Origin of the sequence: Streptomyces silaceus (assembly GCF_001419745.1) — a bacterium.
GTDB classification, from domain to species: Bacteria; Actinomycetota; Actinomycetes; order Streptomycetales; family Streptomycetaceae; genus Streptomyces; species Streptomyces silaceus.
In genome coordinates this window covers 1-13,654 of sequence record NZ_LIRJ01000422.1, presented here as the reverse complement: position 1 = coordinate 13,654, position 13,654 = coordinate 1, and the positions used below count along the sequence as shown (strand labels likewise).

General features: G+C 70.6%; 15 protein-coding genes and 2 pseudogenes. 7 read left to right on the top strand and 10 right to left on the bottom strand.

Annotated elements, in window-relative coordinates; genetic code table 11:
- Nucleotides 1-118: 118 nt before the first annotated feature.
- The 4 genes from AOK22_RS32265 to AOK22_RS43185 all read right to left on the bottom strand — a co-directional run bounded on the left by AOK22_RS32265 (nt 119) and on the right by AOK22_RS43185 (nt 3,710).
- A complete protein-coding gene (locus tag AOK22_RS32265; RefSeq protein WP_244165198.1) occupies nt 119-898 on the bottom strand; it encodes a hypothetical protein in 780 nt (259 codons plus the stop codon).
- A 668-nt stretch (nt 899-1,566) separates the two neighbouring features.
- Complete coding sequence (locus tag AOK22_RS32260; RefSeq protein ID WP_055702257.1) at nt 1,567-2,715, bottom strand: FAD-dependent monooxygenase; 1,149 nt, start codon at nt 2,713-2,715, stop codon at nt 1,567-1,569.
- A gap of 8 nt (nt 2,716-2,723) precedes the next feature.
- On the bottom strand, nt 2,724-3,086 hold the full coding sequence (locus AOK22_RS41635; RefSeq protein ID WP_055702256.1) for a hypothetical protein: 363 nt from the start codon (nt 3,084-3,086) through the stop codon (nt 2,724-2,726).
- A 135-nt stretch (nt 3,087-3,221) separates the two neighbouring features.
- Nucleotides 3,222-3,710: a hypothetical protein gene (locus tag AOK22_RS43185; RefSeq protein ID WP_244165197.1), complete on the bottom strand. Its 489-nt coding sequence runs from the start codon at nt 3,708-3,710 to the stop codon at nt 3,222-3,224.
- 24 nt (nt 3,711-3,734) lie between these two features.
- Between AOK22_RS43185 and AOK22_RS32250 the strand changes: the two genes are divergently transcribed.
- Nucleotides 3,735-4,421 (top strand): alpha/beta hydrolase family protein, encoded by a 687-nt coding sequence (locus AOK22_RS32250; protein ID WP_055702255.1) that lies wholly within the window; start codon nt 3,735-3,737, stop codon nt 4,419-4,421.
- A gap of 68 nt (nt 4,422-4,489) precedes the next feature.
- Here the strand turns inward: AOK22_RS32250 and AOK22_RS41100 are convergent.
- The 4 genes and pseudogenes from AOK22_RS41100 to AOK22_RS32235 all read right to left on the bottom strand — a co-directional run.
- A pseudogene (locus AOK22_RS41100) lies at nt 4,490-4,974 on the bottom strand (transposase); the annotation flags it as partial.
- Between the two features lie 70 nt (nt 4,975-5,044).
- The gene (locus tag AOK22_RS32245; RefSeq protein ID WP_157872339.1) at nt 5,045-5,557 is read right to left on the bottom strand and encodes a hypothetical protein; all 513 of its coding nucleotides are present in this window, start codon (nt 5,555-5,557) and stop codon (nt 5,045-5,047) included.
- A gap of 162 nt (nt 5,558-5,719) precedes the next feature.
- Complete coding sequence (locus AOK22_RS32240; RefSeq protein WP_055702253.1) at nt 5,720-6,664, bottom strand: M48 family metalloprotease; 945 nt, start codon at nt 6,662-6,664, stop codon at nt 5,720-5,722.
- Entirely contained in the window at nt 6,661-7,038 is a 378-nt protein-coding gene (locus AOK22_RS32235; protein WP_055702252.1) for a BlaI/MecI/CopY family transcriptional regulator, read from the bottom strand. Before AOK22_RS32235 ends, AOK22_RS32240 begins: the two co-directional genes overlap by 4 nt.
- Before the next feature lie 122 nt (nt 7,039-7,160).
- Between AOK22_RS32235 and AOK22_RS32230 the strand changes: the two genes are divergently transcribed.
- Genes AOK22_RS32230 through AOK22_RS32210 form a run of 5 tightly spaced genes read left to right on the top strand, consistent with a single transcriptional unit; the run spans nt 7,161 to nt 11,151 of the window.
- Nucleotides 7,161-7,835 (top strand): DedA family protein, encoded by a 675-nt coding sequence (locus tag AOK22_RS32230; protein WP_055702251.1) that lies wholly within the window; start codon nt 7,161-7,163, stop codon nt 7,833-7,835.
- Nucleotides 7,832-8,458 carry a phosphatase PAP2 family protein gene (locus AOK22_RS32225; protein ID WP_055702250.1) on the top strand — a complete coding sequence of 209 codons (627 nt, stop codon included), beginning with the start codon at nt 7,832-7,834 and terminating at the stop codon, nt 8,456-8,458. Before AOK22_RS32230 ends, AOK22_RS32225 begins: the two co-directional genes overlap by 4 nt.
- The gene (locus AOK22_RS32220; protein ID WP_055702249.1) at nt 8,455-9,165 is read left to right on the top strand and encodes a phosphatase PAP2 family protein; all 711 of its coding nucleotides are present in this window, start codon (nt 8,455-8,457) and stop codon (nt 9,163-9,165) included. Before AOK22_RS32225 ends, AOK22_RS32220 begins: the two co-directional genes overlap by 4 nt.
- Nucleotides 9,140-9,802, top strand: coding sequence for a response regulator transcription factor (locus AOK22_RS32215; protein WP_055702248.1), 663 nt, complete (start codon nt 9,140-9,142; stop codon nt 9,800-9,802). Before AOK22_RS32220 ends, AOK22_RS32215 begins: the two co-directional genes overlap by 26 nt.
- A complete protein-coding gene (locus AOK22_RS32210) occupies nt 9,799-11,151 on the top strand; it encodes a sensor histidine kinase (RefSeq protein ID WP_055702247.1) in 1,353 nt (450 codons plus the stop codon). Before AOK22_RS32215 ends, AOK22_RS32210 begins: the two co-directional genes overlap by 4 nt.
- Here the strand turns inward: AOK22_RS32210 and AOK22_RS32205 are convergent.
- Both AOK22_RS32205 and AOK22_RS32200 read right to left on the bottom strand, forming a co-directional pair.
- Nucleotides 11,126-12,022, bottom strand: a complete 897-nt coding sequence (locus AOK22_RS32205) for a COG4705 family protein (RefSeq protein ID WP_244165196.1) — start codon at nt 12,020-12,022, stop codon at nt 11,126-11,128. The two genes, AOK22_RS32210 and AOK22_RS32205, sit on opposite strands and share 26 nt — an antisense overlap.
- Before the next feature lie 203 nt (nt 12,023-12,225).
- Nucleotides 12,226-12,880, bottom strand: a pseudogene (locus AOK22_RS32200) (COG4705 family protein); the annotation flags it as partial.
- 93 nt (nt 12,881-12,973) lie between these two features.
- Here AOK22_RS32200 and AOK22_RS32195 point away from each other — a divergent pair.
- A partial coding sequence (locus AOK22_RS32195; protein ID WP_482255562.1) for a bile acid:sodium symporter family protein occupies nt 12,974-13,654 on the top strand: 681 nt, incomplete at its 3' end.

Below are 13,654 nucleotides of genomic sequence, written 5' to 3'. Positions count from 1 at the left end.
GCGCAGAAGGCACGCTGCGGGCCGGGTGAGGGCCGTTCCCCCTCCAGCCCCCACCCACCCCACTGAGACCGCATCTCAAGATCTCGGTGATACGCGTGGCGGTCAGACAAGTTGGGCTTCAGCCGCGCAGCAGTACCAGGTCCTCGCCCCAGGCATCGAGGACGTGATCGTGGCCGGCCGTGCGTGCTGCTTGCTCGATGTGTGCGAACAGGGCTCGCTGCGCGGTGGGAGTGCCATCGGCCAGGATGGCGTGGATGGCGGACAGGAGTTGGCCGGTGCTCCATCCGTCGTTCAGCGGGTGCCGATCGAGTTCCCATTGGAGGAATTTGTTGTAGGGGCGTACCCCCTGATGGAGAGCGAAGACCACTTCGAGGGCGAAGGGAATGCTCTCGGCGGCGTCGAGATGGGCAGGCTCCGGCCTGCCGTCGCGATGATTCTTGAGCGAGCGGTAGGTCTGGTTGACGTAGGCATCCAGGTAGCGGGCAGCGGCCGCATCGGCTTCGGCAGGGCTCAGCGTCCGCTTCGTGTCGAGAATGCTTCCGATGACGCCGTCCAGCCCGTCGAACAGCACCTGAGCGTGGACGTAGGCGTAGCGGAGCCAGCTCATCGGATCACCGCGCAGGCCGCGCCGCCGGAAGTCGTTGAGTGTCATGACCACAAGGTCGAGATGGGCGGAGCGGAAGCCGTCCAGATGCCGGATCGGCGACGGCGCCCCCTCGCGGAGCACGACATGGACGTCGAAGTCCGAGTGGGACGTCTGCATGCCTTCGTGCGCCTGGGAGCCGCTCAGGATCAGGCCCGCCACGTCGGGGTCGACGGTTGCCTGAGCGACGAAAGCTGCCATCGTGTCCTCGGACGACGGCCCGATGACGGGGAAGGTGGGCTGATGGTGGTTCACCACAGTGATCGCTCCATGCGGAATGAACCGCAGTCTGACGCTGCGGCTGCCAACGGGTCCGCGTCTGCCGCGTCAGGGACACGGCCGGGTGGATCACTTCACGGTGGTGACGTTATCGCGTTCGGGCGCGCGAAAGCAGTCGATTGTTGACTGGCCATAGTTTTATCGGGCGTGCGCTGAAGCGTTCCTGTGGGGTGTTCCGTCGCCCGGCCGGTCAGGCGTGCCGACGTACACGTGAACGGAATCCGGCCCCCATTCCGTACCCCCCTGCCCCCTGACAACATCGGCTGCCAGCCGGGGACCAGCACGCCACCGCGCCCCTCGCGCGCTGGACCAACCCGTGAAGCGCGCCCGGGGTGCGCTGCGCTGTGCAGCAGCCGGGGAGCGGGGCAGCTATGCGGGCTGGAGACCGCGGCCCTGGCGCCGGCGCTCATCGCGGCCCTCGGCCTGATGATCGCGTCCCGGCGGGTCACCGGCACCGACGGCAAGGGCACGGGCGATGCCGCCGCGCACGCGGCCGCCCACGCCGCCTCCCCGCAACGCGACGCCGGCACAGACGACATGACACCAGCCGAAGGCATCGCCCACGCAGTCACCGACTACGCCACGCAGTCCCCCATGACGACTGTTACGACCCGCTGGACCGCGTGCGGTGAGCCGCGTCGCGGTCAGCTGACCGGGCTCGTCCGGAGCTCTCCCGCGGGGGCGCTGGTGCGGCCGTGCTCGGAGTCGGCGAAGGCCTTGCGGACGAGCGGGCGCGCAGCCTTCGACTGGAGTGCGCGCATCGCCAGCGCGTTGACCCGGATTCCCAGCGCGGACTTGGGTGCCATGGACGCGACCCGGCCGGGCGGGAGTTGCTGCGCCGATGCCGCCCTGGGCCGCATGGTCCGCTCGAAGGCGGTCAGCGCGGCGGGCACCCGGGCGGTGTCGCCGGGCGCGCCCGTGGCGCGCAGCGCGGCCGCCAACTCGGCGGCACCGCGCAGGGCGAGGGCGGTGCCGAGGCCGCTGAGCGGGCTCGCGCACCAGGCACTGTCGCCGAGCAGGACGATCCGGCCGGTGCTCCAACACGGCACGTGCACCTGATCGAAGGTGTCCAGAGCGAAGTCGTCGGCCTGCCGGGCCGCGGCCAGGAATTCGGCGGTACGCCAGCCGACACCGGCGAACGTCCGCTCCAGCAGGGCGAACTGGGCCTCGCGGTCGTGCCGCGAGGGCAGCGTGTCGGCGGCGAAGGTCAGGCCGACCTCCTGCTGCCCGGGGTGGCCGGGGCGGGCCTCGACGCCGCGGCGGCCCGGTGCGTTGTGGGTCAGGAACCAGCCGTCGAGGGACGGCGTCCCGGACCGCTCGGTGAGGGTGAACCAGGCGTGGGCCAGGCCGAGGGGCCTGCGATAGTTCTCCTCCGGCCCGAACCGCAGCGCGCGGACCCGTGAGTGCGCGCCGTCGGCGCCGACCACCAGGTCGAACGTCTCCTCCGCGCCACTGCGGAAACGGGCGAGCACACCTGCCCCGGTGTCCTCCAGCGCCTCCACGGTCTCGCCGAACCTGTGCGTCACGCCCGTCCCGGCCGCCTCGTGAATGATCCGGGCGAGGTCCGTGCGCAGCAACTCCTCACGGGAAACGTATCCGCGCCCGTCGAACGCTTCCACCGGCATCTCGGCCAGACGCCGCTCCCGCGCGTCGATCCAGGCCGCGCCGCGCTGCGGCACCAGGCAGTCCAGCGCCTGCTGGAGCAGTCCGGCGCGGTCAAGAACCTCCCGGCTGTCGCCGCGCAGGTCGACGGTCTGGCCGCCGGTGCGCAGGGCCGCCGCGATCCACAGCAACAGAAGGATCAGTCGGCCAGGGCCGCCCAGCCAAGTGCCTGTCGGCCGAGCGGCGAGTAGAGTCCTTGGGCGGCCGCGTCGGAAACCGTCTCGACCAGGGCCCCGATCGTGGAGATCAGGGCCAGCGGAACGACTGTGGCGAGCAGGACCGTGCCGAACGCGACCACGGTGAGACCGCGGCCCGCCTGCCAGGCAACCTGGGCCAACCGCCCGTAGCCACCGGTGCGCGGCTGCGGCGGCCGGTCCGGCCCTGCCGGAAGACGGCGTCTGTTCCACCTTGCCACTCCAGAACTCCCATCGATCGGCGGGACGGTGGTCAAGATGTAGCTGGGGCCGACGTGCAGGGTCCAGCCCGCCATCGGCTCGGACACATGGGCATCTTCTCGGTGGGGTCCTCCAGGGGCTCGCTGCCGGTCCAGGCCGCTTCGAACGTGCCGTCGTTTCTGGCTGGTTGCGTCGTGACGGGGGGCTGCCGCGGTCCGGTGAAGGCGGTGGCCAGGTGCCGGTTACGCAGGAAAACTGCCCGTCGACCCGCACACGACGCCCACCATCCTCATCGGGCGGCGACGGACTCCTCCATCCAGACGCGGAACGCCGTCCCCGACAGCGAGATGATCACCAAGGTGTCCGTCGAGGTGGTCCTGCTCGCCGACGGCGTCGTCCTCTTCCTCTTCCTCTTCCTGCGGATCGTCCGCAGCAGGCACAGACACAGCCCGGTCATCGAACCCCGAGACAGCCGTGTCGCTGTACGGGGCCCGCATGGCCGCCTCCGCAATGCGGTCGGCGGTAGGCCCGTTTGAGGAAGGAAGGGAAGGCGGCCTCCCTACGATGTCACCATGATGATCTCTGATCAGGGACAGCCGCTGATACGTGTCCTTCACGACGATTCCCGAAGTGACCTGCGGGATCCGACTCGTCCGCGTCCTGTCCGTCTCTACCTGTGGGAGTCGAGCCGCCCACAGGCTGCGCCCGCTCCGCTTGTTGTCGTCTCTCACGGCACCGGAGGCTCGGGCAGCAACATGGAGTGGCTGGTACGGCCACTGCACGAGGCGGGGTTCCGGGTCGTTGCCCTTGACCATCACGGCAACAACTACGTTGACGGCTACGAGCCAGAGGGCTTTCTCCACGTATGGGAACGGCCCCGGGACGTCTCCTTCGCCCTCGACGTACTCGACGGGGAGCAACTCCTCGGCCCGGTCGGTGTGGCGGGTTTCTCTCTCGGTGGCTACACGGCGGCAGCCCTTGTCGGGGCCCGTGTCGATCCACAGATCCTCTGGGCCGTACTGACGGGCACGGTCCCCCTGCCGGAGATACCCGAGTTCCCCGGCGCGCTGGAGGCGCTTCGGAAGAAGTATCCGCCGAACGACTCGTCACGACGTGCCCTGGAGGCGGCCGCAGCAGACCTCTCGGATCCCCGAGTGCGAGCGGTCTTCCAGGTCGCCCCCGGAGCGGGCAGTCTCGTGACCCGGGAAAGCCTGGCAGCCGTGGAGGTTCCTGTGGGAATCCGCTGGGGTGGAGCAGACACGGTCAATCCATACGACGTCGACACCGAGCCATATTTGAAGTACATCCCCACAGCGAGTGGCGGCTCGGCCGGTCCCCATGTCCGCCATGACGACTTCTTCGCCCCAGAACCTGCCGATCCATCGGTCCGCGTTCAGGTCGGCAGGGAGGCGGCCGCCTTCTTCCAACAGCACCTGGGCTGACTCTTCGGCGGGCACGCCGTCAACATTGAGCCCTGAGCCACCAGCGCTGAGGCAACGGACGCTGGGGCTCAGCACGGCTGGCACAGCGCGTGCAGTTGGCGGTGGGTGATGGGGCAGCAGGCCGGTTTGAGGAAGGCTTCGTGAATGTCGGCCCGGCGTTCCCAACGCACGCGCAGGCGTCGGAAGCCGTGCAGCCAGGCAAAGGTTCGTTCGCCCCCCCCACACACGCAGGCAAACGCCAAGTCCAGTGCCCTGCCGCGTGCTTCGGCGCGCGATGGCCGGCACGATGCCCCGGGCACGCACCTGGTCACGGTAGATATCGTGGTCGTAGCCGCGGTCGGCAAAGAGTGAGTCCGGCTTGCGCCGTGGGTGGCCGACCCCGGCCGCGGACAGGCGGGATGGCGTCCAGCAGCGGCAGCGGCTGGGTTACTTCGTTGCGGTTGCCGCCGGTGAGGACGACCACGAGCGGGGTGCCGTGTCCGTCGTCGATGAGGTGGTGTTTGGATCCGGGACGGCCCCGGTCGACCGGCGATGGACCTGTGTGCATCCCGGCCGACGTGAGGGGTTGGGGCCTGTCGCGAAAGTTGATCTTGATTCTGGCTCGGGCGTGCCGGGCGATGTGTTCACCCCAGGCTGAGGGCGTAGCTGATGCCGTCGTCAATACCGGTCTCAAGGCCCACGCGGTGGGCTGTCTCGTACGGTTCGTCGCCGAAGGTCTGGCGAAGCCGCTGTTCACAGGCTTGGCGGGTCGCGAGGAATTCCTTGACCGCCATCCGGTCTCTGCCGATGGAGTGCCAGAGCTTGTCGGCCGTGCCGAGCAGCCGGGCGGCCTGCTCCAGGGCGAACAGGGCGAAGGACGTGGCCAGGGTGTCGAGGTTGATCGCAGCTCCGAAGGTGTCGTGCAGCTGCCACTTGAGGGCCAGCGAGTCGCGGGCGTGCCGGATGGCCGCTGCCGAATCGCCCTGGGCCAGCACGGCCATGGCCAGGAAGTAGAGGGCATAGGCACGCACCCACAGGTCGCCGTGATGCTCGCTCTCCTTGCGCTGGACATCGGCGACCGCGGCAGCCTGAGCGAGCTCTCCCGACCGGAGATGGGCGTAGGAAGCGACGCCGAGAGACAGGAGCCTGATCGCCACGGAGCGGCTGTGGGCCGCTCGGCGCAGTCCCTCACCCAAGACCGCGAGGGACTGCGCCGGATGGCCGGTCATCGGTACGCCCGTGCAGCGTTCCATCCGGGAGTCCGAGGAGGGCCGCGCCATGCCCCGGCATCACCAGAAACCACTCCGAGCCCGCTTGCCTCAGCGGGGTGCTTCACCCTGGGCGACCTCGACTTGGTGGTGGAAGGCGAGCGCCCCAACGGCACCAGTGGTGACGGACAGGGCCGCACAGCAGACGAGCACGACGGCGATCCAGCGCGCGGCGCGCGGCGGGCAGGGGGCTGGGGCGAGCAGGGCGGCGACACGCTGGGGCACGGGGCCGGTGGCGGCCGCGGGGGCGAAATCCGGGCGGATGGAAGGCGCGGTGCGGGCCGCATGTCCGGCGAGGGCGGCACGGGCGATGGCCCGTGCGGTCAGGCGCCGGTCGCCGGTGGCACGGGCGGCGGCTTCGTCCGCGGCGCGTTCGACGGCGAGACGGATGGCGGTACGGGTCGCGCGCAGGGCGGGGTGACAGTGGGCGGCAAGCTCGGCCGCGGCGAGGATGTAGTGGTGACGGCCCTGGTTATGGGCGCGTTCGTGGGCGAGGAGGGCGTCGCGTTCGGCAGCGTCGAGGCTGCGCAGCATCCCGGTGGTGACGACGACGCGGTGCGGGCGGCCGGGCAAGGCGTAGGCGTCGGGGTGGGGCGAATCGATGACGCACAGGTCGCCGGCGGTCGGGCGGCGGTCGGCCTCGTAGGTCGCCGAGCGAAAGGCGCGCAGTTGGCGCCCGGCCCAGCGGGTGAGCGTCCAGCTGCTGATGGCGAGCGCGCCCATGGCCGCTCCGGCCAGTGGGAGGACGATCAGCCCCGAGGGGACGTGCAGGGGGTGGATGAGCTCCGCCAGGCCGGCCAGGCCGGGCAGGGTGAGCAGTCCGGTGAGCACGAGCGTGCCCAGCGCGATCACCGAGGTGGCGGCAAGGACGAGGGCGCTGGTGGTGAGCACGTACAGAGCCGGGACCGGGGCCAGGGGCCGCATCGCGTTCCGGGCGAGTGGGCGTGCCGCGAAGGGCAGCAGGAGCGGCACCAGGAGCAGGAGCAATGGGCTCACGCGTCGCCACCTTCGAGGAGCTGACGCAGCAGTTGCTCGTCGTCCGGAGTGAGCCCGGCGACGAACCGGGCCAGGACCGATTCGCGGTCGTCGTCCCGGTCGAGCTCGGTGTGCATGCGCCGCGCGGTCAAGCCCGGCGCGTCCTGCACCGGGAAGTAGGCGAAGCCGCGTCCCTGGCGGTCGCGCCCGACCACGCCCTTGTCGTACAGCCGGGTAAGGATCGTGGTCACCGTGGTGCGCGCGAGCCCGCGCGCCAGTTCGGCCTGCACCTGGGCCGTGGTGCGCGGGCCGTCCGCGGCCCACAGGGCAGCCATCACGGCGGCCTCCAGTTCACCGGCCGGGCGGCGTTCGTCGGTGCTGTCGGTGTCGGTCATGGAACGTTCCTCACCCCGCTATCGTCTACAGTCAAGTAGACCGTCTACAGGATTGTAGTCAGTCGCCGGGTGCTCCTGCACGCGACCGGCCGGATGTGACCAGAATGCGAGGGCTCACAGCGATGGCCCCATCCATCCACCTATCGTCGCAGCTCGCTGTCGATGTGCTGGACGCCCGCTCCCTGCTGTCCGCCTTCGGCGTGCTCGGAGTGGCGACCGTGCTCTTCGCGGAGACCGGACTGCTCATCGGGTTCTTCCTGCCGGGCGACTCCCTGCTGTTCACGGCCGGACTGCTCGCCACCGGAAGCGGCCGGGGCGGTCTGCGGCTGCCGCTCGGTCCCCTGCTGATCGCGGCCGCCGTCGGCGCACTGGCCGGCGCGCAGATCGGCTGTCTGATCGGCCGCAAGGGCGGCGCGACGCTGCTCGCCCGCAGCCGCTCGCGCCGCATCCACGAGGGGGCGCGACGGGCCCAGGTACTCCTGGAGCGCTACGGGTACGGCAAGGCGGTGGTCCTGGCCCGGTTCGTGCCGGTGGTGCGCACCGTGCTCAACCCGATGGCGGGCGCGCTGGGCGTGCCGCTGCGCACGTTCACCCTGTGGCAGGTGGTCGGCGGCCTGGCCTGGTCACTCGGTCTGACGCTGGCCGGGTACGCGCTCGGCTCGTCCGTCCCGAACGTGGACCGCTATCTGCTGCCGCTGGTCGCGCTGATCGTGGTCGTGTCACTGCTGCCGCTCGCCGCCGAGCTGTACCGCGCACGCCGGGCGGCGAACGCGCAGACGACGGAGGTACGGGGATGACCACGGGCCCCACGGACACGATCGTGGCCTTCGACGGAGCGTCGGTCGACGGTTCCCTGTCCACCGACGTCGTGCGGCTCGCCCGACGGACGCCCGGCTGGCTGGACTCGGCGGTCTCGTACTGGTCGACGTACGGACTGCTTCTGTTCGCCGTGCTCATGGCCGTGGGCTGGTGGCGAGCGCGCCGGATCGGTGCCGAGGCCGCACTGACGTCGCTGGCCGCGCCCGTCCTGGTGGTTGCGGCCTTCGCCATGGACAGCCTCGTGAAGTCGGTGGTGCGTGAGGACCGCCCGTGCCAGAGCCTGCACCTGGCCACGCTGGAGGGGTGTCCGGCGCCGGGTGACTGGTCCTTCCCCAGCAATCACGCCGCGCTCGCCGCGGCGGCCGCGACGGCGCTGTGGTTTGTTTCGCGTCGGCTGGGCGCGTTCGCCACCGTGGCCGCGCTGGCGATGGCGGCCTCCCGGGTGTGGGTGGGGGCGCACTACCCGCACGATGTCGCGGCGGGGATCGCGGTCGGTACCACGGTCGCCCTGCTGGGCATGCTCGTACTGCGCCGCCGTCCGGCCCTGGCGGGGCGCCTTGCCGCCTCCCGGCTGCGCCCTCTGTTCCTCGCAGCGTCATGAACCGCCGGGACATCGCGGACCTGGCCGGTGGCGTCGGGCTCGGCGCCTGGACCGCCTTCGGCCTCCTCACCATGATCGTGATCGGCCGCGCGGGCGCACCGCTGGCCCAGGACGACCAGGTGCTGGCCTGGTCCCTGCATCACCGCCCCGACGAGCTGATGGCCCTCGCCCGGGGGGTCACCGCCACCGGAACCGGCGCCATCCCCTACCTTCTGGTCGTCCTGGCGGGCCTCCTCGTCGCACGCACCGCGTGGCAGCGGCTGACCGCCGCCACGCTCGGACTGCTCTGTCTCACTGCGGGCCAGGCACTGCGCTACGGCGTGATGCACCTCGTCCAGCGACCACGCCCGCCGCATGCCGCCTGGGCGGTGCACGCCTCGGGATGGGCCTTCCCCTCCGGGCACACCACAACGGCCGCCCTCACCGCCCTCCTCGTCATCCTCGCGATACGACTGCGGGCGCCGCGCGGGCGGAATGTCCTGACCGGCGTGGTCGCGGCCTGGGGCCTGGCGGTCGGGCTGACTCGCGCCGCGCTCGCCGTGCACTGGTGCACCGATGTGCTCGGCGGCTGGCTGTTCGCGATCGGGTGGGGCGGGCTGTGCCTGTGCGCCGCATCCTGGTGGCTGCCCGAGCGGTTCATCCCCCGTCCGGCGAACACATCACCCAAACCCGGGGAGGACCGTGCGCCACAAGATCCTGGTCGTTGAGGACGATCACGCGCTGCGCGATGTACTGGTGCGCGGCCTGCGGGAGGAGGAGTTCGAGCCGCTGCCCGCCCCGGACGGTGCCACCGCCCTGCGTCTGGCATCCGGCGAGCTCTCCGCGGCCGTCCTCGATGTGGGGCTGCCCGACGCGGACGGCCGCGACGTGTGTCAGGCGATGCGGGCAGGCGGACTCACCTTCCCCGTCTTCTTCCTGACGGCCCATCATCGGCTGACCGACCGGCTCTCCGGGTTCTCGGCGGGCGGCGACGACTATCTGCCCAAGCCGTTCCACCTCCTGGAACTCACCGCCCGGCTCCGTGCCGCGCTGCGACGTACGGCCCCCACGCAAGCCACCACCACGGGAGACCTGACGCTGGACGCCGTCCGCCATCGGTGCTCCGTCGGCGACACGCAAGTCTCGCTGACGCCGACCGAGTTCCGCCTCCTGGCCACGCTGATGGCGGGGGCCGGAGACGTCGTACGGCGCCGCGAGCTTATCAGGGCGGGCTGGCCGGAAGGCGCCCGGGTCAACGACAACACCCTCGACCAGTACCTGACCCGGCTGCGCCGCAAGCTGAGGGAGGCGGGCAGCACCCGCACCATCGGCACGGCCCGGGGGATCGGCCACCATCTGTCATGATCGTATTGCCGCCCCGTCTCACGCCCCGCACCCTGCGTGGCCGGCTGTCCCTGGTGGCGCTCACCAGTGCCGCGCTCGTGATCACGGTGCTCACCCTCGCCTTCAATGCGGTGGCCCGTCAGCACCTGGAGCGGCAGGCGGACGACGAACTGCGCACCCGGGCCGCCGCCGTCGCCACCACCGTGGACACGAACGGCCCCGTCGTCCGTGTCCACGAAGGGGCGCATGACGACCTGCTCGACAGCAACGTCTGGGTCTACGACGGCACCCGGACCATCGAGCGGCCCTCGAACGCCGCTGCGGACGGCCCACTCGGTCGCGCCGCACTCGGGCTCGTCACCGACGGCGGGCGGCGCTGTGCCACTGCGGGCGGGCCACGGCCGGTGCGCCTGTGCCCGATGGCCCTGCCGCAGCACGTGACCGTCGTCACGGCCCTCGACCTGGCCCCGTACCGGAGTTCGGCCGACACCGTACTGGCCGGCTCGCTCGCGCTGGACGCGGTGATGCTCGTCTGCACCTACGTCGTGACCCGGCTGGCCGTCGGCCGCGCCCTGCGCCCGGTCCGCGCCATGACCGACCAGGCCACCCAGTGGGGCGCCGTCGCCTCCGGGAAACGCTTCGGCTCGACGCGCCTGCCCTCCGAACTCGCCCGTCTGGGAACCTCGTTGGACGCGCTCCTCGACCGCATCCGCACGCTCCTGCGCCACGAGCGGCAGCTCACCGCGGAACTCTCCCACGAACTGCGCACCCCGCTCAGCCGGATCATCGCCGAGCTGGACTGGTGGCGCTCCCGTCCCCGTACGCCTACCGAAACCCAGGCCGTCCAAGCGGTGATCTCGCAGGCCGCCGCGTCCATGCACACGATCTGCGACACTCTGCTGATGGACGCCCGCGAGGGTGTCGAGACCGTCCCCGGCACCGCCTCGACGCTGCCGGCACTGCGCCGGGTCGCCCAACAGTGCGACCCGCCAGGCCACGTGACGCTTGCCGTCACCGGCCAGGACTCACACCTTCAGGCCGGAGTCAGCGCGGCCCTGCTCGAACGCATCATCAGCCCCCTGCTCTCCAACTCCCTGCGCTACGCACACTCCCAGGTGTCCGTGCACGCCCGAACCGACGCCGACGGGATCCGCATCGACGTCACCGACGACGGCCCCGGGGTGCCATCCGTCTTCACTGGCCAGTTGTTCACCCCCGGCCGCCGCGCCGACCCCGGCGACACACACGGCGGAGCGGGCCTGGGCCTGCCGTTGGCCCGGCGCTTGGCCCGCTCCGCGGGCGGCGAGGTCTCCTACGACGAACAGCACACCCCCGGGGCGCGATTCACCGTCCGTCTGCCACTGGCCTGACCGGCACCTGGGGGCGGCGGCGCTCCCGTACGTGGGCATACGCCATGAGCCCGCCCAGCACCGCGAGCAGCACCGCCGACGAGCCCGCCGTGCCCAGATCCAGACCACCTTTGGCCACCGGCTTGGTCAGGAAGTCGCCCGCCGTGGCCCCCAGCGGGCGGGTGAGCACGAACGCGGCCCAGAACAACAGCACATTGGGCACGGCCGGCACCCACATCAGGGCCAGGAGCACGACGAGGGCGCCGGAGATCAGCAGCGCGCCCCCGGCGTACCCGAGCCCGGAACTGTCGGACAGGAAGTCCCCCATGGATGTGCCGAGCGTATTCGAGACGAGGATCGCGGACCAGAAGAGCGCCTCCGCACGAAAGGTGACGATGTCCCGGATCACAAACGTCATGCCAGACAGCCGCCAGCCGACAAAGATCGCCATCAGGAGCGAGACGAGGATCGCGGCTCCGACGGGATAGCCGAGGCCCAGCCCCTGCGGACCCCAACCGAGCGAACTGGACCCTTGCGCCAAGTACTTGGCACTGGCGTCCCGGTTCATGAAGTCCGACATCGTCGTGCCGGCCATGCTGGTCGACAGGATGACCGTCCAGTAGAGGAACGGGTTGTAGCGCCGCGACGCGAGCTGAACCGCCAGGGTGATCACGAAGACGAGGAACAGGGCAATGGTGGTGAGGAAGTAACCCAGCTCGAGAGTCTGGGAGAAGAGGTCACCGGCCGTCTCCCCGAGGGTCGTGGCCGCGATCTTCATGATCCAGAAGGCGAGAGTGACCTGGGGCAGCTTCCGCACCACCTCGCCCGCGACACGTGAAGTCTCCGCCCCTGTCGTGCCCCCTGCTCCCAGGGCGGTCTCCGTCTTGTCCAATGGTGCACGCTCCTTGATCAGTTCTGTACCGTTCGCCCACCGCCCGGACGGAAGCACGAGAGAAACCCTCACCCCGCCCCGCAGCGCTGCGGACCATCCGTACGGACACTGGCAGCGGCGCCCTGAAAAGATCCTGAACGTCTTCCCACCACTGACGCGCCCCGGCCAACCGCCCCTGCCCTCAAGGGCTTTGGGGGGCAGACAGCCCGACGCATGCGCCGCTCCGGCTCGGTGACGTCCTCGCGCGTGGTGGCCAGGAACACGACGAGGGCGAGGATGACCGCCAGGAACAGGACGCTCGTCACCACCGTTCCCAGGCCAAGGCCACCGTCCCCGGCCGGCTGGGAGAGGCAGTCGCCCATCCAGGCGCCCAGCGGACGGGTCAGGACATACGCGATCCACAAGCTCCACACCGCGTTCAGACCGAGCGCGAAGTACACCGCCACGACAACTGCGATGGCCAGACCGAACAGCACCGCGGAAAGCCAGTAGCCCACCGCCATCCGCTCGGCGACCAGGTCACCGGCGGCGGTACCGAGCGCGAAGGTGAACAGCACGGCGAGCCAGTAGAAGGACTCGCGGCGCACGGTGTCGATGCCGTGGATGGACAGGGTCCGCTCACTGCGGTATCAGAGGGCAAAAACGACGGCCAGGCACAGGGCGAACACCGCGGTACTGGTTTCCAGCGGCACCCCCAGGTTGTCAGTGAGGTTGTCGCTGACCAGCGTGCCCACGATGCTTGATGAGCCAGAAGTAGGCGGTGACTTCGGGAACCTTGTTCCAGCGCAGCCGGCGTCCACGTGGCGTTGTCCCTGATGTGCCGTTGGCGTTTGAGGTCTCGGAGATCGCGGATGTCATGAACGCCGAGGCTGCCAGGAGGAACCTGAACGCATCCTGACTGCCGCGCGGCCCAGCCTGCACACCACACCCGCCAGGCGCAGCATGAAAGTCATGAACTCCCGTACAGAGCGGGCTACCCACCTGCTGCGCAGGCGCCTCGGCCGGGCCGTGTCTGCCGCCTATCTCGCCGCGCTGCTCCTGCCGGGCCCCGGGGTGTGGCTGCGCCACCCGCACCTCCTGCCGCTGGGCACGGGGCGGCCGCTGTCCGTGCAGACCACTCTCTGGCTGCTGGCCTTGGTGCTCTTCTCGGCCGGACTCCAGGTGCCGGTGCGCGCGCTCGGGCGGCTGCTGCGCCGGCCCGCCATTCTGCTGTCCGGGATCGGACTGCATCTGGCGGCACCGCTGCTGATCATCCCGCCTGTGGTGTTTCTGCTGCGGCACTCCCCGGACACGGACGGTGGCAGCGGCCTGGTCACCGCGATGATCCTTGTCGTGGCGATGCCGGTCGCGGCCGGGGCGACGGTGTGGACAGGCAAGGGGCAGGGCGACCAGCCGACCATGGTGGGTCTGGTCCTGGCCTCGACACTGCTGAGCCCGCTCACCATCCCGCTGACCGTGACGGTCCTGTCACCGCTGCTCAGGGGCGGCTACGCGGACTCGCTGGCCTCGGCCGGGCAGGGTCTGCACAGCGGGTTCGCGTTGACCACCGTTGTGCTGCCGTGTACGGCCGGGCTGGTATGTCGGGTGCTGCTACCGGGGCGGTGGGCCGAGAGGATCACGGCCGCGGCCGTG